Below are 19,104 nucleotides of genomic sequence, written 5' to 3' on the forward strand. Positions count from 1 at the left end.
GATGAAAATTAAACTTTTAATAACCACACTTATATTTTGGTTGATGTGCTCGTTTGTTTTGGCAGCCGAACTTCATAATACGAGTGTTAAAATATCAGATGTAAATACGCGCTCGTTTGTAGTGGCTTGGGCTGCCCCGTCAAACTCCACTGGTAGTGTTAAAGTTTACTTAGATCCAAAAGGTAGCGACTTAGTTGATACACGTGTCAGTTCATCTCAATTTACATATACTGAAAACAGTGATGTTAAGCAGCAAATGTTGGCGCAGGGCTTATTTAGAACGCGAGTTTATGGTTTAACACCTGATACTCATTACTATATTCGTATAGAGCAGCTAGATAATAGTGGGCAAAGCCATGCTTTGCCCGAATCAGGTGCGCTTTTCCATGTTAAAACGATGAGCAGAGAAGATATTGTGCTAAACGACACCTTGGCTGCTTATATTGAAAACGAAAGCGAGCAAAGCCCTGCTGGAAAATTAATGTATTTTAGTTTTCCTGGTGCCGTTTATCCTCTTTCTCACGTGGTGGGAGATTCTCTTCCTGAAAATATGGCTGCGGTTAGTTTATCGAATGTTGCAGATGGAGATAAACATATTTCAATGCTGCGCTCTAACGTTGAGGTTCAGGGTCATGCCGTAACTGGTTTAGTAAACGAAGGGTTTGCGATGGCAGAGAATTCGCAATTAGGTCGCTTACAAATACTCCCTCAAACTATTACTTTAAACAGTGCTAAGGACACCGATGCTGATGGTATTCCAGATTGGTACGAGCTTGAAAATGGCTTAAATGTTCATGGTGATGATGCGTCTTTTGACTTGGATAGTGATGGACTTACTAATTTAGAGGAATTTCAGTTGGGAACTCAATCCAATCTGGCTGATACCGATGGCGATGGCGTGAGTGATTATCAAGAAGTTAAGATTGCTGGTACCTCTGCCTTAAGAATTGATACTGATAATGACGGGTTGACGGACTTCCAAGAGTTATCAATTTTCCAAACTGATGCTTTATCAAAAGATACTGATGGCGATGGATTCTTAGATGGGGATGAGGTTAAAGATGGGTATGATCCCAAAGATAAGGATGTTCATCCACCTCATGTAGATCTAGATAATGATGGTGTTGCGGATAAGAATGATAACTGCCCTGCACTTCCAAACACTAATCAAATAAACACAGATGGTGATGACTTTGGCGATGCATGTGATGACGATGACGATAATGATGGCGTAGATGATTATGAAGACAATGCTCCATTGGTTGCAAACTCAGATCAACAAGATAGTGACGCTGACTTAATTGGTGATGTCATTGATAATTGCCCATTATTAGGTAATCCACATCAAAAAGATAACGATGAGGATGGGCGAGGTGATGTATGTGATGAGGACGATGACAATGACACCGTTTTAGATTACAAGCAAGCTGGAGAGTCGTCAAATATTGCATTGACTCTATACCGTCTTGAGTCGGTTGAAAGCATCAATTTGTCATTTGCCAAAAATTCGAACGCAAAAATTCATTTTGCTAAACAAACATTTGACGATAATGAGCAAATTTATTTAGGCGAATTTGATATGAGCTTGCACAGGTTTAATGCAAGTGAGCTGTCACCTGAAGACGAAGGGAAGTTGGGGCAGTTGATTTCGATTTTAGATGGTGAAAGTTGTGATTGCGTTATTGTTAACCAACCTAATAGCCAATTAAAACTCATTACGGATAGTCAGTCTATTAATATTCGTGTACCAAGTCACATTCCGCAAAAAGGGAAAACAATATTTATATCATCAGATGATGGTTCTGCGTTTGCTGCTTATAGTTCATCAGATCACAGCAACCTGTTAAATTTACTCGTTGCGGGTAGTGCCTTTATTAAAAATGACAACTGTCAATTTATCAGTAATATAGAGCAAATTGACGGTGATGGTGATGGAGTAGGGGATGCGTGTGATATATCACCGCAAGATATTGATGGAGATGGCATCTTAAATGTTAATGACAACTGTCCTGCGATTCACAATGAAGATCAAAGCAATATCGATGGTGATTCTATTGGAGACCTTTGTGATGAGGATATGGATGGAGATGGTATTCCTAACGAAGTTGAGTCAAATGAGTTGTATACAGATCCAAAAGATGCATATTCGTGGTCAGATATTATAAGTGATGGCGAGGCTGATTTTGATAACGATGGGTTTAGTAATTTACAGGAAGTGTCTCAAGGAAGCAGTATTTTAATTCCAAACCTTAAATTGTTGAAAGGTAAAAACTATATTTACTACCCAATTGAAGGGTTAACTTCAAAGAAGGCATCAGATTTAGTTGAGGTATTGGGTGGTGCTGAGTTTGTAACTCGGCTTGCCACAATTGATTTAGAAGGTAATATTTCCGAGACATTTACGTTCGATGGGCAAGCCTGGGTGGGTACTAATTTCGACCTTAATGAGTATAAAGCTGTAATCGTTGACTCATTGACACAATATATACTCCCCGAATCAGTGGCAGTGGCTTGCAAGTCATTAGATTTGGCTATTGGGGTTAATTTTACGTCGCTACCTTGTGTTACGAATGGTGATACTGCCTTTAAATTATTAGAAGAATATGGTCAAGATAAAGTTAAATCGATAACAGGAATTAATGCCCACTCAGGACTGCGTCAAACAGCTGCTTTTGTAGATGGTGAGTTATCAGGAGAAAACTTTTCTCTTAGCGTGTTGCAAGGTTACCAGTTAGACGTTATATCACCCTTTACAATAGAAAAACCTATTTTGAATCAGTTCGGTGTATCTATAGATAACTTTGATGGAATAAAAGTAGTTACAACCTCAAGCATTAATTTGAGTGGTTTTATTGATACAGCAAGTGGTGTCCTTCTGGTTAATGGGGTTGCGGTAGATGTTATTGATGGGCGTTTTAGCTTAGAAAACTTTGCATTAAAAGAAGGTGAAAACTTAGTTGTTGTTAAAGGGCGAGACCAGAATGGCTCTCCAATCTATTTAGAGTTTGTTATACAGCATGTAATACCGCCAACTTTTGACGTGATTTCTCACCAAAGTGGACAGTCTTTAAGTGCAAAGTCTATTACAATAGCAGGCCGCTACCAAGGAGCTAAACGTGTTGTAGCCAATGGCGTTGAAGGTATATTAAAGGACGGTATGTTTATTGTTTACCCAATACAGTTAACAGAGGGAGATAACGTAGTTACAGTCGCTCTTTATGGTGACTATGGCGTTAAAGTTGAAAAAAATGTTCATCTTACATCTTACCCTATTACAGTGACTCTTCCTGCAGGAGCTTCTCAGCAAGTAAAGTTACCTCAGTCGGTAATCTTTAGTGATGAAAAATTACCGATATCTCCTCAATATGTAACTTATTTAGGGAAAGATAAAACAATCAAAGCAGAACGTTACCAAACTTATTATCCTGATCTTGATAAAGTTGGATTTTATGCGTCCTTTGTTAGTGCTGACCAAAGCTTAACACCAAGTATTACAATGAATTTCAGATCAATTAATACTAATCTGCAATACGGTACTCATCAATTTGCAATCCCAGTTAAAGTAACCGATGCATATGGCTCGTTGACTCATATTGATGACGTGTGGGTAAACATTACTCTGCTTAAAGAAAATGGTGGGGGAGCTATGTTTGTTACCTCACATTCGGATGGTGAAGTTGTAAATGACGCAGATATTAGGTTTCAAGGCTATGTGATTGAAGCGCAAAGTCTTAATTATCAAGGGCAAAGCATTAGTCTCGATAATGATTTTTTTGATATTCCAATTAACCTTTCTGCTGGTCGAAATTACTTAGCTTTTGAGATTGTTAGAGAAGGGATCATCAATAATGAAGTATATCGATTAGACTACTATCCAGAAGGGTATAGCCAAATATTTGTTACATCACATAGTCATAATCAGCATGTTTCAGGAAGTAATATCGTACTTTCAGGTGTTGTCTCTAATGAGGGGGCGAAGCTAAAAGTAAATGGTATTGATGCGTTAGTCGATGGTATAAATTTCTCAATTAATGTTCCCATTTCCGCTGGAACTAATTGGCTGAATATTACTGCTGAAGTGGAAGGTAAAGTAAGTCAATATCAATTAAATGTTATTGGAAAAAAATATACTGCACGTTTTACAAACGTAGTAGACCGTGAGCACTTGTATACATATACACCTGAAATTAATGTGGCGACTGATGGAGTAATCAAAAGAGCGAGGGTCAATAATGGTGATTGGCAATCAATGACTGATGCAAGCGACATAAATCTTGCAATAAAGTACTCTAACCCTCTAATTGAAGGCCGTAACTTTATCGTTGTTGATATTGAATTTATGGATAACACTAGCCAAAAACTAATTGCGATCGTTTACTTTGATAAACAAACTCTAAAATTAAAAACGATTATGCCAAGTAGCGTAAGAGTTTGGGTTACTATGGATGAGGTCATATATAGTGAAGCAGACCAATTTACCTTTGATTTAGGCTGGCTGAGAAATCGTGACCTTGGTTTATTTCAAGCACCAGTTCCAGATAACGCTTCCTCTAGTTATGGCGCTTACGGTCGAATGGGGGCGAGCAAAGTTATTAAAGATTTAGGTGTTGATGAGTTATCTCGAAGAACTGTATTAGTTGAGTTTCCTTATGAAATCTTTCAATCTAATATGGTTGTTGGTGATACAGCTGACACATCTGGATATATTCGGGTTTATAATAAATCTGGTGAACAAGTTCATTATCAAAATGTACACTACAAAGTTGAATATGTGGAGATCGGGAAAGAGCCACAACTCTATATATGGAACCACGGTGAAAATGAAAAAATTCACACCAACAAAACGACCTTGATTGCCTCTGCAGCAAACTTTATACCCTCTAGTGCAAAACTTAACGGCGTAAATGTAGCCGTGCAACGAAGCACTTTAAATAATGGGATAAATGAGTACCTTCTGCTAGCAGGAGCTTTTAAACTTTCTGATAAACCCTATATATTAGAAGTGTATAATGCTAATGGGGACTCATTAACCACACAGTTTAACTTAGAGTATGAACATTTGGCCTATACCCTGCAGTCAGGGCAAGAGTTTAGAGAAAATATCCAATATGAATTAGTGACTTACAATACTCCAGAGAATGTATGGAGTCGAGAGAAAAGAACCAGTGATTTTCCTACTGTAAATATGGATGCTTGGTATCAAGTTGGGCCGAAGCAACATAATCCAGATGGTATTTATGTTGGTGAAGTTACATTAGGCCTTAATACAAATGAAGGGGGGGCAACGCCTGGGTCTCAAACTATATCTAGTAATCTTAATTTAAACAGTCATGGTTTACCAATTTCCAATGAAAGATATATTTATCGATATGTAGATGTTGTGTCAGGCCCAAATGTGGTACCAATTATTGATGTCATTGAACCAGCCCTCAATAGTGAAACTTTCCTTTCAGAGGTTGAAGTTAAAGTTGAAATTAAAAATGATAACCTTTCGCAAGTATATATAAATGATAATCTAACAACTAAACAGTTTCTTTCGGATTATGGCTGGCCAGCTCGGGATGGTCTTCATCATGTACTAAAGGTGCCACTTCATCTTGGCGAGAATGAAATTATTATTAAAGCGCATGCTACTTTGAATGATCAAGTCGTTCAAAAAACTTTAACAGTTATACGCAACCCTATGCCACGACCTTCATTCGAGATTTTAGCACCTACTCAAAACTCAGTTTATAAATTGTTTGATGATGGTTTGAAGGACGTTGAACTTAAGGGGCGTATTGATAAAGCTATTCCTATTCAAGAGTTATTGATTGATGGGGTAAAGGTTGAGGTCGGAAGTGATGGGTATTTTTATCATAGAGCAGCCTATTCTCAAGGCGAACATCATTTAGTTATTAGTGCGAAAAATGATGCTGGAGTAACTGAAAAGATTGTCAATTTTTCCGTTGAATATGGTCCTCCTAACATTACTATAGAAGTTCCCGAATCCAGTAGCTATCAAACAAGGGAAAAAAACATATATATATTGGGTTCAGTTGATGATAAAAATGCATACTTGACCGTTAATGGACATGAGCACGATATTGATTTTGAAATTGGATCTTTTTCTCTTAACTATATTTTAGTTGAAGGTATAAATGATATTGAAATTGTAGCAAAAAATAGTTTTGGGGAATCTAGAAAGTTAATATCAGTTAACCTTGTTGTCCCTGAGAAAACACATGTTGAGGTAGTTAACGGTACTAGCAAATCGATAGAGCGGAAATTAAAAACTACAAATGAAGTTGTATCAAAACTTAGCAGTTATAGAAGAGATATAAACTCTCCTAAATATGGGGTAAATGTAGACGTTAATTATAAAAGAATAGAGGGTCAACCTAGGGACACTGTTGTTTTTGAATATACAGTAAATATTGATGACTCTGTTGAAGCTGGAATTTATACAGTCCCAGTAAAAATAGATTTAATCGATGGCTCTGGAGTTGTTATTCACTCAGATATTTTAGATCTAGTAATTTATGTAGGCATTGAGCGCTTAAAAGTAAAATTAGATAATCTATATGAGAATCAAAGGATAAATACGCTCAATTATACTATTACAGGCAATGTAAATGATCCATCCGCATTAATTCAGATAAACGGGAGCCCAGCGGCTGTAAGCGATATAGGCAATTTCTCATATGAATTAAATTTAGTTGAAGGAATTAACTTTGTAACCGTTACTGCAATCAATACAGAACAACAAGCCATAACAACTTTTCATGTTAATGTTTTACTCGGCGACTTAGATTTAACAATAACCAGCCCAGTACAAAATGCTGCTTTATCAGAGCCTAGCGTGGTATTTTCTGGAAAGGTGAATGACCCCTTAGCTAACATAACAGTGAATGGTCAAACAGCTATTGTTGATGATGAAGGGAAGTTTGCTAAAACTTTGTTTTTCAGTGAAGGAGCTCATCAAGTTCTCATTAATGCTGACAACGGCTTTCAGTCTGCTTCTAAGGAAGTTTCTTTTGAGGTTCTCCCGCAGCCTTTATCTTTGATGATTACATCACCAGCAAATAACAGTACTTTTGATCGTAATGATATAACCATAACAGGGGTTGTATCTGATGCGAGTGCTTTTGTAACCATTAATGATCAGGAGGTCTCAGTTAATGTATCTGGTGAGTTTTTACATGCTATTGTGTTGGATTATGGGGAGCATAACCTTAATATTGTTGCCTATAACGATTTAGAACGAGTGAATCAGACTGTATCTGTAATTATAAACGAAGCTATTGAAGATGAAGTAATTGAAGTTACACAAGGTAACGATAGCTTGGTACAAAGTACAACTATGGTTTTAAGTGATGAGCAAAAGTCAAAGCTTACTGCTTATTCTTATAATCTCTCACAGCTGCCAGAAGGTTTAAGTTTTAAGTTCGTAAGAGTTTATTTTAATAGTGAGGGGGTCGCTTTTGATTATCAATTTAGTGCTAGCGTTTCAATGCCTGTTTCAAAGCACTCAACGGTGTTGTCACTTTCTTTAAATGATTCAGAAAATAAAATAATAGCAACAAAAACAATACCGCTTACTGTATCTGTAGTTGATGAACAAAAGCTAGAGCTTGAATTAACTGTCACTTCTCCCAGCAATGATGAGAAGATTAATTCAAATAAAGTGTTTATTGAAGGGATTGTTAATCACCTTTCGGCACTAGTTGAAATTAATGGTGATAATGTAACTGTATACAGTGATGGTACGTTTTCTCATGAGCTGGTTCTCGACGAGGGCAATCATACAATTGAAGTTAGTGCTAAATATAATGGTGAAACAAAAATTAAGTATGTCCCTATTGTAGTTGATACGAGTACGCCTAGAATAGTCGTGAACATTCTCACTGGGCAAAATACGACTTTCGAAGTTGTAGTGACTGAAAATAAACAGCTTATGTCTCAGGTAAGGAACATTTTTAGTCAATTTTCTCAAGTGCCGAATGGTACTGAAATTAATACAGTTAGCGCAGCTTTCATTAGCGAGAATTCTATGAAATTAACTTACGAGATTTTAGCTGACTCTATATTGGATAACGAGGAAGTAGGCCTCGAGATTTTGTTAAAAGATGGTTCAGACAATACCATTTTTGTATATCCAGTTAATTTAGTTATAAACCCGTAAATGGAATTTATATGTCATCTATAAGTAGAAAAAAATACGCTTTAGGCATATTCATAAGTGGGATTTTGGTTTCTATAGGTTATTATTTGTTTTTACCTATACAGCTCAACCTAAGCTCTGATGGTGATTACAATAATTTTTTGGTACAAGTCATAGATAATAACGCTGAAGTATTAGAGTCAAATACTATTGATAAGAACTTTTCTTTGGATGCTATAAAATATTTAAAGTATTCGCTGGATGGTTCTACTATCAGGGTTATTCACCCTTTACTCAAAAAGCAGATGTACGCAATTGGAATCTCAGATATTTTTAACAAAGAAATAACAATTAACTTAACTTGCTGGTGTGCAGATAAATCATACCCTGAACAACAAGATTTAACTCTAATTTATTCGCATTTTGAGGACATAAAAAAACATTATATCGAGAATGTTGATGTGAGAAATCGAAGGCTGTCAGTGCAGGGAATGAGCAGGTCTTTATATTTATTGATTGCAATTGCTAGTGATCGAATCGGTTTGGCGAGAACGTTACATAAAGATAGAATACGCTTGATGAAACAAAGAATGGGCGAAATAATTGGTGACTTGTATATTAATTGATAAAAAATAAAATTGCAGTTATCTTTGAAGTTAACCGAGCCTTAATACAAACATGTTTAAGGCTCGACTTTTACTATAGAGGCTAGCTCACAGCTCTAAGATTTATTGCGGTTTTCTTTACTAAACGCGCGAATTTTACGTTTTTGCGACAGGGTTACTTTATTAGTACGCCCTGCAAATGGGTTATCGCCTTCTCTAAATTCAATTTTGATTGGCGTACCCATAATTTTAAGTGCTTTACGGTAGTAGTTCATTAAGTAGCGTTTGTAGCTATCAGGTAAGTCATGCACTTGGTTACCATGAATAACGATACGTGGCGGGTTATAGCCCCCAGCATGCGCATACTTAAGCTTTACACGACGCCCACGAACAAGTGGCGGCTGGTGGTCGGCCTGTGCCATGTCCATAATACGACGTAACATAGCAGTGCTAATTCGCTTAGTTGCCGACTCATACGCTTCGTCAACTGATTCAAATAAATGGCCAACACCGGTACCATGCAGAGCAGAGATAAAGTGTAGGCGGGCAAAATCAATAAAGCCTAAACGACGATCAAGCTCAGTCTTAATACGGTCTTTAACGTAGTTATCTAGGCCATCCCACTTGTTCACGGCAATAACCAATGAGCGTCCTGAGTTAAGGGCAAAACCTAACAGGCTTAAGTCTTGATCAGAGATACCATCGCGGGCATCAACCACTAGTAACACGACGTTACAATCTTCGATTGCTTGTAGCGTTTTAATGACTGAGAATTTCTCAACCACGTCACTTACTTTTTTACGTTTACGCACACCAGCGGTATCGATAAGAATATATTCTTTGTCGTTACGGGTCATCGGAATGTAAATTGAGTCGCGGGTTGTACCTGGCATATCGTATACAATAACCCGGTCTTCACCTAGTATACGGTTAGTAAGGGTTGACTTACCTACATTTGGACGACCAATAATTGCCAGCTTTACCGGCTTGTCGGCAAACGCTTGGTGATCGGTGTCATCTTCTTCACCTTCTTGATATAAGTCGATAAGTTCTTCATCGTCATCGGCTACATCTTCATCAAGAGCGGCAAGTTCAGCAATAACAGGCTGAAGAGTTTGCTCAAGCAGTAAAGTAATACCACGGCCATGTGCGGCAGCGATATGATGAACTTCACCAAGTGAAAGTTGATAAAATTCAGCACAGTTTGAGTCAGCATCAATGCCGTCTGTTTTATTGGCAACAACAAAACATTTTTTCTCTTGCTTACGTAAGTGGTTAGCAATAGCTTGATCAGCCACTGTCATACCCACGCGAGCATCAACTAAAAATAAAACAATATCCGCTTCTTCAATGGCTAGTAATGACTGATCAGCCATTTCGGTTTCGATACCTTCTTCTGAGCCATCAATACCGCCCGTATCTACCACGATAAATTCAAAGCCATCGTAATTTGCTTGGCCATATTTTCTATCACGCGTTAAGCCAGGAAAGTCGGCAACGAGTGCATCACGAGTACGTGTTAAACGGTTAAATAATGTGGATTTGCCCACATTGGGTCGCCCTACAAGAGCGATCACGGGAAGCATAAACTACCTCTTTAAAAAACAACAAAAGGCTTCGCAGTGCGAAGCCTTACAAAAAATAATTAACTATTAGTGCCTTACACTAATAGTAGACAGTTAGTTCGGTATTTTTACCGCGCTAACTTCACCATCGCGGGTGTATAAAATCAATTTATCGTCAGCGACAACGGGCTCAACAAAAAAACCTGAGCTGTCAAAGTCTTCACGAGATACTAGCTCGCCAGTTTCTTTATTTAACCAATGCAAATTGCCTTCTTGGTCACCTAACGCTAAATAATTACCGGCAACCGCTGGACCTGTTAAGTACCAGCCACGTAGAGCGGGTTGGCTCCAACGTTCAATGCCTGAATCTTTATCAAGTGCATAAACAACGCCGTTACTATCAACAACGTAAATTGTTTGCAAATCCATGCTAATTTCACGGTAGCTGCTGTATTCACGTTTCCATACAACATTACCTGAACGAATATCTACTGCTGATAAGTTACCATTGTATGCAATAGCGTAAGCAAATGGACCGCTAATGATCGGCTGCGTATCTACATCAACTAAACGTTCAAACTCTGATGCGCCTTTTGGCACTGCAATTTCTGCACTCCATGCCGAGTAGCCACTCTCAGAAATTAAAACACTTAACTTACCAGTTTCTAAGCCTAGTAACACACCACCGTTAGCCACAGTAGGTGAGCTTTGACCGCGTAAAGTCAGCGGTGGCACTTCTTGCTCAAAGCTCCAGCGTTCTTCACCAGTATCTGGGTGAAGCGCAAGTAACTTACCTGAGGCTAAATTGACAAAGATTAAGCCATCGCCTGCAGCGGGTTTAGAGAGTGATTCGCCAGGTACTTTTTTACGCCAAACTTCTTTACCAGTCTCACGGTCAAGTGCAATTACATAACCATGTTCAGAGCCTAAATAGATTTTACCATAAGCTTGTAATATTCCGCCTGATAATTTTGCACTATCGTTATCGCTCCAAGGCCAAAACGATAAATCTTGGCGAACGTCGGTTTCCCATTGGGTATCGCCATTGGCAAGTGATAAGGCTTCTACTTGGCCTTCACGGCTAGCAACATACACTGTCTCTTTATAAACAGCAGGTGATAGGCGTGAAAAGTAATGCTCTACACCGTTACCAATAGATTCTTGCCATACCACATCAGTTTCAAACTGATTGGCTATTTCTGGAAGCACCAGTTCTTCTTCGTCATCACTTGAAGAACACCCCATTAGGGTTGCCATACATAGGGCAAGCGTTGCTGTTGTTATTTTTCTCATGCCTAAAACCTTATGCCGCTGGGCTAGTTACTGCTAGGTCATCTAACTTAATTTGTAAAAGAGGATTACTCGTTAATCCGCCGGCATCAACAGCAGCTTGGTAGGCTACGCGTGCTTGTTCTTTATTGCCTTGCTGAGTGTAAATGTCACCTTTTAATTCAGCCACATTTGCGTTAAATGCTTCAGGAAGAGGAGCATTTAACGTACTTAATGCATCATCGTATTGCTGCTGAGCAATTTGCACACGCGCTAAACGTGTTGTTGCAATGGCTTTAAGCTCTGCGTTATCAACGTTAGTTACGATCCAGCTTAACTTTTCATTTGCTACATCTAAGTTTTGGGCATCTACGGCTTCTTTTGCAGCAACAAATGCCGCTAGAGTTGCGTACTGAGTGTCTTTGTTTTCACTGATAAATGCATCAGCAGATGCTAATACGCTGTCGCTTTCAACAAGCTTAGTGTATGCATCAGATGCTTGCTCTGCAGTCGTTATTTGATTTTGGTTGTATGCTTTCCAGCCATATAAACCACCTAAACCAACAATAACGCCTAACGCTAGTGAAAGGCCGTTTTCACGAAAAAAGCGTTTAATTGCTTCTGCTTGTTGTTCTTCTGTTGAATAAATTTCCATGCTTACCTCTGTTAAAGCGCTTCACTACTTACGCTTTATATAATTTAGCTATTAGCTATTAATTAGTTCTGCAAGTAACGTTTTAGCTTGTTCTAGTTCTAGTGTGACTTGTTCCTTACGCTCACGTAAGTATTTAATAGTCACAACGCCTTGCTCTAATTCATCTTCACCGATAATAATTGCGACGAGCGCATCGCTTTTATCAGCACGTTTGAGTTGTTTTTTAAAGTTACCAGCGCCAGCGTGCACCATAACCCGTAATCCAGGTACATCACGACGTAAGGTAGATGCAATTATAGGCGCTTGAATACTGGCTTTGTCGCCCATAGCTGCTAAATATACATCAGCACTACGGCGTATGTCACCTACACATTCAAGTGCTTGAAGTAGTAAAACCAAGCGCTCTAAACCCATCGCGAAACCTACCGCAGGGGTTGATTTACCGCCTAATTGCTCTACTAAGCCATCATAACGACCACCAGCACATACAGTACCTTGTGCACCTAAGCTGTCGGTTACCCATTCAAATACAGTGCGGTTGTAATAATCTAAGCCACGTACCAGCTTTTCATTAACCGTGTATTTGACGCCTGCGGCATCTAATCGTTCACATAAATTTTCAAAATGTTCTTTTGATTCAGCATCTAAATGTTCAGATAGCTTTGGTGCATCGACTAAGATTGCCTGAATATCTGGATTTTTAGTATCCAAAACGCGCAGTGGGTTAGAGTACATACGACGCTTAGAATCTTCATCTAGTACATCGGTATGTTGTTCTAAAAAGGCGATTAAGGCATCGCGGTACTGTGCACGTGCTTCGTTTGAACCTAATGAATTAAGTTCTAAACGCACATGGTCAGTAATGCCAAATGCTTCCCAAAGTTGCGCCGTGAGTAAAATAACTTCGGCGTCAATATCGGCGCTGGCAATACCAAAAGTCTCTAAACCAAACTGATGAAATTGACGGTAGCGACCTTTTTGTGGGCGTTCATGGCGAAACATAGGGCCCATGTACCAAAGGCGTTGTTCTTGATTGTATAACAGGCCATTTTCGTTACCTGCACGTACACACACTGCAGTCCCTTCTGGGCGCAGAGTTAAATTGTCGCCGTTACGATCGGCAAAGGTGTACATTTCTTTTTCTACTATATCGGTTACTTCACCAATAGAGCGTTTAAATAGGTCGGTTGATTCTACAATTGGAAAACGAATTTCTTGATAACCAAACGATGATACGGTCTCGCGTAAAATGTGTTCTACTTTCTGCCAAACTTGCGTATCGCCTGGCAGGCAATCGTTCATACCGCGAACTGCCTGAATTTGTTTTGCCACTGATAAATCCTAAATCTGTTTATGTGCAGCTCTGGGCTGCAACCACGTAAAACTAAAAAATCGACCCTGCATTATAACCCTAACTATAAGGTAATTGCGAGCGCAGCGGGGCGTACGTAATTTATACTACGTTTGAATGCCGCGGCTAAAAAAGGTCAATTAAATACATAGTGTTGTAACAACACATCACTCTACGATTTTTATATCGATTGGAGTTTGCTGTTGTTTCTGATCAATGAAATCACGTACATAGCCTTCAAGTTGATCAACAATATTATTGTTATCAATACGCGCTTTTTGGCGCTCGCCGTTAATGTATAAACCTGAGCGACGGTTTGCGCCGGCAAGGCCAATATCACTCACTAATGCTTCGCCTGGTCCGTTAACCACACAGCCAATGACTGACACTGAAACTGGCTCAATAATATCTTCTAAGCGCTCTTCAAGTTGATTCATGGTGCTTACTACATCAAACTCTTGGCGCGAACAGCTAGGGCAAGCAATAAAATTAATGCCGCGAGAGCGAATACGCAATGATTTTAATATATCAAAGCCTACTTTTATTTCTTGAACTGGGTCTGCCGCTAGTGATACACGCAGCGTGTCACCAATACCTTCAGCTAATAACATGCCTAAACCGACGGCCGATTTAACTGAGCCAGAGCGCATGCCGCCTGCTTCAGTAATGCCTAAATGCAGTGGCTGATCGATTTCTTTTGCAAGTAGACGATACGCGCCAACCGCTAAAAATACGTCTGATGCTTTCACTGAAATTTTAAATTGGTCAAAGTCTAAGCGACGTAATATATCTACATGACGCATAGCAGATTCAAGTAGAGCTTCAGGTGTTGGCTCGCCGTATTTTTCTTGTAGGTCGCGCTCAAGTGAGCCGCCATTTACGCCAATACGAATTGGAATGTTATGCTCTCGGGCCGAATCAACAACGGCTCTAATACGTTCTTCACTGCCAATGTTTCCTGGGTTAATACGTAAACAATCAACACCATACTTTGCTACTTTTAATGCAATGCGGTAGTCAAAGTGAATATCAGCAACCAGCGGTATCGATACCTGCTCTTTAATGCTTTTAAATGCTTCAGCTGCATCCATGGTAGGAACAGATACACGTACTATGTCAGCACCGGCATCTTGAATCGCTTGAATTTGAGCTACAGTGGCATCAATGTCCATTGTGTCTGTGTTGGTCATTGACTGCACAGCAATTGGTGCACCATCACCAATTGGAACATTACCCACATTAATGCGGGTGGATTTTCTGCGTTTTATAGGAGATTCTGAAAACATAGCGACTACTCTGCTAAGGGTAATTTAAATTTAGCTAAACGGTTTTTAGGAAAAGCCGAAATATCAACTGGCTCACCATTTAGGGTAATACGAACAACATCGTGCTTGCCTAGTACCACTGAAAAAGGCGCTACACCAGTTAAGGTCATTTCGTAGCCTGCTTTTTTTACACCAAATGCAATTTTCTCATCGTTGGCATCGTGGATTTCAACCCAGCTTTCGTCATTAAACATCATAATAATGGTGCTTAAATCACTGCTTGTTGGTTCACTTTGGCTTTGTGCATCGTTAAGGGGCGCAGCCTGAATTGTTTGTTGTTCATTGATTACGGCTGGGTTTGCTTGTGGTGCAGGCTCAATATCATTTGATTGTGCTTCATCGACAGCTTCATTGGCCTCATCAGCGAGTCGTTTTGTATTTTCTTGTTGCACAGTGATGAATGAGTTACTCGCTTTTATAGTATTAGTTTGTTCATCAATAGGCGTTGCATTTTGCCACCACCATACGGCTGATGAGCCAATAACAATGGCTAAAATTAAGTAACTTACCGTCATTAGTCGACTGTCATGCGCTTCTTTTTCTGTACGCCTTGAAAAGCTTTGCATATCTACAGGCTTATCTGAAGCACTAAAGGCAGGCAACATCGCTAAAATAGCGCTGCTATCTATGTTTAGTGTGCGGCAATAATTTTTTATGTAGCCTTTAACAAATGTTTTTGCGCCTAGTAAATGATATTCATCGTTTTCAATATGCTGAACTTGTAATTCAGTTAACTTTAATAACGAGGCAATATTAGCAAGGCTAATGTTTGCATTTTCTCTATGTGTTTTTAGTATTTGACCTACAGAGGGTTCATCGCTCTGCGGTTGTGTATTATCTTCATTCATAATGTGTATCAGTTTGGATCCACTAGTAAAAGTTTAAGTTTTGGCTTAACAACCAGAGTAAGACTTCGTTTTTATTTTTTAGTATTCGTTAATTCTTGTTGCTAAGGCGCACTATAAAAAGGCACTACATTTAATATTTTAAAAACTATACCGTGTTTTGATAAAGTTTATGTGTTTTTAAGTCCTTTAATACACCTCATTTGTAGCAGTTTAGCATTGTATCACACTGAAATGCTAAATTGCTTTCCCCTAAAACAAGCATTTGCACATCACCCTTTGTGCTTTATTTTAGTTTACAGTTAAAAGGAGTGTAATTATCTAACGTATTTTTTTTATTTGCTCATCTGACGCTTTGTTATTTGAAGCCGGTACTGGGCTTTTTTTACGAATAATTTTTATTTTCGGCTCAGCAATAATTTGGTTGTTATTACTACTTTCTTGTAATTCATCTAGCTGGGCTTGGCGATATTTTTCACGTAGTACTTCAAATTCTGTTCGTCTTAACTGATTATCGCGAATGGCGTTAGCTTGCATACTACTTGGGTAGGTTTGTAGTAAGGTTGTCGCAATTTTTTCTGCTTCTTCAATTTTCCCCATTCGTTGTTTAACCAAATAGCCAAGCAACAAAGCGCGAGAAGAAACTTGCGCGGTATCGTCATAACGTTTTATTAAGTTACTGGCTTTGTACAAGTCGCTTTTTGCATAATATAGAGCCGCTAAACTTATTAATGTAGATGCGCGTTGTGAGCTATGGTTTAGTGCTTGTTGAAAATAGCTCTCGGCATTTGTGAAATCGTTAAATTCAATAGCGCACAGAGCCAAATTTTCATAGCTTTGCGCTACACGAATATAACTAGGTATTTCAATCGCTTTTAAAAATTGATCGGTGGCGCGATCATACTCATTAATACTGCACAAAAACGTGCCGTAGTTGTTTAAGGTGTTAGGGTCATTTGGCTTGATAGCCAGTGCTTTTTGATAGGCTTTGTCGGCTAATCCGTTCTCGCCAACTTGTTGGTAATAGTATGCTAAAGAGTAGTGTACTTCGGGTAAGTTTGGAGCGTACTCGTTGGCACGTTCTAGGTTATATTTAGCTTGAGAGTTATTGCCTGTATTTAAATACTGTAATGCCAATGCTATGCGCGTGCGAGCTGCACCATCGTTATTAATTTTATTCTCGAGGACCGGTTTATCGCTGCCGTTGTAACTATTTTCGGTAACACAACCGCTTAAAAACAGTGTTGATAGTGCTAACGTAAGTAAAGATCGCATTACTTTGTCTCTTTATTTATATCCATAACCTCTATCTTACCTCAAAGCCTTTGTGTTGCATCATTTATTTAAAAATAAACGATATATCACAAAGGCTTTTGATTACTCAAAAAATTAGGCTTGATGAATATTCACTGCAATTGCATTGTCATCACGCATTTTCTTTTTCGCCATACGCTTCGTACGGTCTACAACATCGCCAGCTAGTTGACCACAGGCAGCGTCAATGTCATCTCCTCGGGTACGACGAACAATACAGGTAATCCCGGCAGCTTGTAATACTTTAGAGAAGCGATCAATTCGACTGTTGCTTGAACGAGTATATTCATTACCTGGGAATGGATTAAATGGAATAAGGTTTACCTTAGAGGGTGTTCCTTTTAACGTTTTAACCAGTTCATGAGCTTGATCGGTACTATCGTTAACGCCGTTAAGCATTACATATTCAATAGTCACATCTTTGTTGGCTTTTGAACCGTCTATGTAACGACGACACGCAGCTAAAAACTCTTCAATTGGGTATTTTTTATTGATCGGTACTAAAATATCACGCAGGGCGTTATCTGGCGCATGCAGTGAAATTGCCAGTGCTACGTCTATTTTTTCTTTCAATAAATCAAGAGCAGGTACCACACCTGAGGTGCTTAATGTAACGCGGCGTTTAGATAAACCAAAGCCCCAGTCGTCCATCATTAACTCCATTGCAGGTACCACGTTTTTAACGTTAAGTAACGGCTCGCCCATACCCATCATCACTACGTTAGTGACAGGACGCTTTTCGCTGTTGCCATCAAGGCCAATGTCTTTGGCTACTCGCCATACTTGGCCGATAATTTCAGACACTTTTAAGTTACGGTTAAAGCCTTGTTGAGCTGTTGAGCAAAAAGTACATTCTAGTGCACAGCCCACTTGAGAAGATACACACAAGGTGGCGCGATCTTTTTCTGGGATCCAAACTGCTTCAACTTCTTGACCGCCTTCTAACACGAGTGCGTATTTGATGGTACCGTCGCTGGCTTGTTGGCGAACTGATATTTCTGGTGCAACAATTTCGCATTCATTTTTAAGCTTTTCTTTTAGCTTTTTGTTTACGTTACTCATTTCGTCGAAATTATCTACGCCAAAATGATAAATCCATTTCATCACCTGATCGCCACGGAATGGCTTTTCACCGAATGATACAAATAGCTCTCGCATTGCATCTCGGTTTAAATCTAATAAGTTAATCTTTTTTTGCTCGGTCATGTAACAACCTCAATCGGTGGCGGTGATGGTAAAAATTTACAAGGACGAATTGTACACAATTCATCCACTATAATCATTAAGTAAAACATCATAAATAAACGGCTAATACTTTACGTAATGACTAAAAAAGGGCTCGAAAGCCCTTTTCATACTTTGCATCACAGGGTTAGCTGTGAACTCGAATTAACGAGTACGTGGGCAAAGTTCTTCGTCAGCGAAGAAGTACGCGATTTCGCGAGCAGCAGATTCAACAGCGTCAGAACCGTGAACCGCATTTTCGTCGATGCTATCAGCGTAGTCTGCACGTAAAGTGCCAGCTAGTGCTTCAGCAGGGTTAGTAGCACCCATGATTTCACGGTTTTTAAGAACAGCGTTTTCGCCTTCAAGAACGGTAACCATTACTGGGCCAGAAGTCATGAAAGATACTAAAGCGCCAAAGAAAGGACGTTCGCTGTGTTCAGCGTAGAAACCTTCAGCTTTCTCTTGTGAAAGGTGAACCATTTTAGCTGCAACGATTTTAAGACCCGCAGTTTCGAAACGGTTGTAGATTGCGCCGATGTGGTTTTTAGCAACTGCATCAGGTTTTACGATTGAAAAAGTACGCTCTAAAGCCATCTTTGTGCTCCAATAATTTAAATAAAAGGTTGAATATTAACGGGCGCGAATTATACGCGTTTTAGTTAAAAAAACCTAATTTATTCTACTTTTCCAACTTTTTAAATTTGCTAGCTTGTATTTATGAACTAAAAACAATGTTTTTACATTTATTATATGTTCATAAACTTGAACTATACTTTTTTATCTAAATGGTGTGACTTTTGTTAAA

The 19,104-nt window shown here is 39.0% G+C and carries 10 protein-coding genes and 1 pseudogene; 2 read left to right on the forward strand and 9 right to left on the reverse strand.

Annotated elements, in window-relative coordinates:
• Position 1: 1 nt before the first annotated feature.
• Both QL989_RS17760 and QL989_RS17765 read left to right on the forward strand, forming a co-directional pair.
• Positions 2–8,164, forward strand: coding sequence for a thrombospondin type 3 repeat-containing protein (locus QL989_RS17760; protein WP_290171461.1), 8,163 nt, complete (start codon positions 2–4; stop codon positions 8,162–8,164).
• 11 nt (positions 8,165–8,175) lie between these two features.
• Positions 8,176–8,769: a hypothetical protein gene (locus QL989_RS17765; RefSeq protein ID WP_290171462.1), complete on the forward strand. Its 594-nt coding sequence runs from the start codon at positions 8,176–8,178 to the stop codon at positions 8,767–8,769.
• Between the two features lie 95 nt (positions 8,770–8,864).
• Here the strand turns inward: QL989_RS17765 and der are convergent, their stop codons facing one another.
• The 9 genes and pseudogenes from der to ndk all read right to left on the reverse strand — a co-directional run bounded on the left by der (position 8,865) and on the right by ndk (position 18,893).
• Positions 8,865–10,334, reverse strand: coding sequence for a ribosome biogenesis GTPase Der (der, locus tag QL989_RS17770; protein WP_010389444.1), 1,470 nt, complete (start codon positions 10,332–10,334; stop codon positions 8,865–8,867).
• A 93-nt stretch (positions 10,335–10,427) separates the two neighbouring features.
• Complete coding sequence (bamB, locus tag QL989_RS17775; protein WP_290171464.1) at positions 10,428–11,606, reverse strand: outer membrane protein assembly factor BamB; 1,179 nt, start codon at positions 11,604–11,606, stop codon at positions 10,428–10,430.
• 10 nt (positions 11,607–11,616) lie between these two features.
• On the reverse strand, positions 11,617–12,237 hold the full coding sequence (locus QL989_RS17780; RefSeq protein WP_290171465.1) for a tetratricopeptide repeat protein: 621 nt from the start codon (positions 12,235–12,237) through the stop codon (positions 11,617–11,619).
• Between the two features lie 51 nt (positions 12,238–12,288).
• Positions 12,289–13,569, reverse strand: coding sequence for a histidine--tRNA ligase (gene hisS / locus QL989_RS17785; protein WP_138605799.1), 1,281 nt, complete (start codon positions 13,567–13,569; stop codon positions 12,289–12,291).
• Between the two features lie 186 nt (positions 13,570–13,755).
• A complete protein-coding gene (gene ispG, locus QL989_RS17790; protein WP_198522851.1) occupies positions 13,756–14,874 on the reverse strand; it encodes a flavodoxin-dependent (E)-4-hydroxy-3-methylbut-2-enyl-diphosphate synthase in 1,119 nt (372 codons plus the stop codon).
• A gap of 5 nt (positions 14,875–14,879) precedes the next feature.
• Positions 14,880–15,761, reverse strand: a complete 882-nt coding sequence (locus QL989_RS17795; protein ID WP_178956959.1) for a RodZ domain-containing protein — start codon at positions 15,759–15,761, stop codon at positions 14,880–14,882.
• Between the two features lie 372 nt (positions 15,762–16,133).
• Positions 16,134–17,033: pseudogene (gene pilW / locus QL989_RS17800) on the reverse strand (type IV pilus biogenesis/stability protein PilW); the annotation flags it as partial.
• 114 nt (positions 17,034–17,147) lie between these two features.
• Entirely contained in the window at positions 17,148–18,278 is a 1,131-nt protein-coding gene (locus QL989_RS17805; protein WP_010389431.1) for a bifunctional tRNA (adenosine(37)-C2)-methyltransferase TrmG/ribosomal RNA large subunit methyltransferase RlmN, read from the reverse strand.
• Between the two features lie 183 nt (positions 18,279–18,461).
• Complete coding sequence (gene ndk, locus QL989_RS17810) at positions 18,462–18,893, reverse strand: nucleoside-diphosphate kinase (protein WP_008111339.1); 432 nt, start codon at positions 18,891–18,893, stop codon at positions 18,462–18,464.
• Positions 18,894–19,104 lie beyond the last annotated feature (211 nt).

Origin of the sequence: Pseudoalteromonas sp. APC 3224, from assembly GCF_030407535.1 — a bacterium.
Classification (GTDB): Bacteria; Pseudomonadota; Gammaproteobacteria; order Enterobacterales; family Alteromonadaceae; genus Pseudoalteromonas.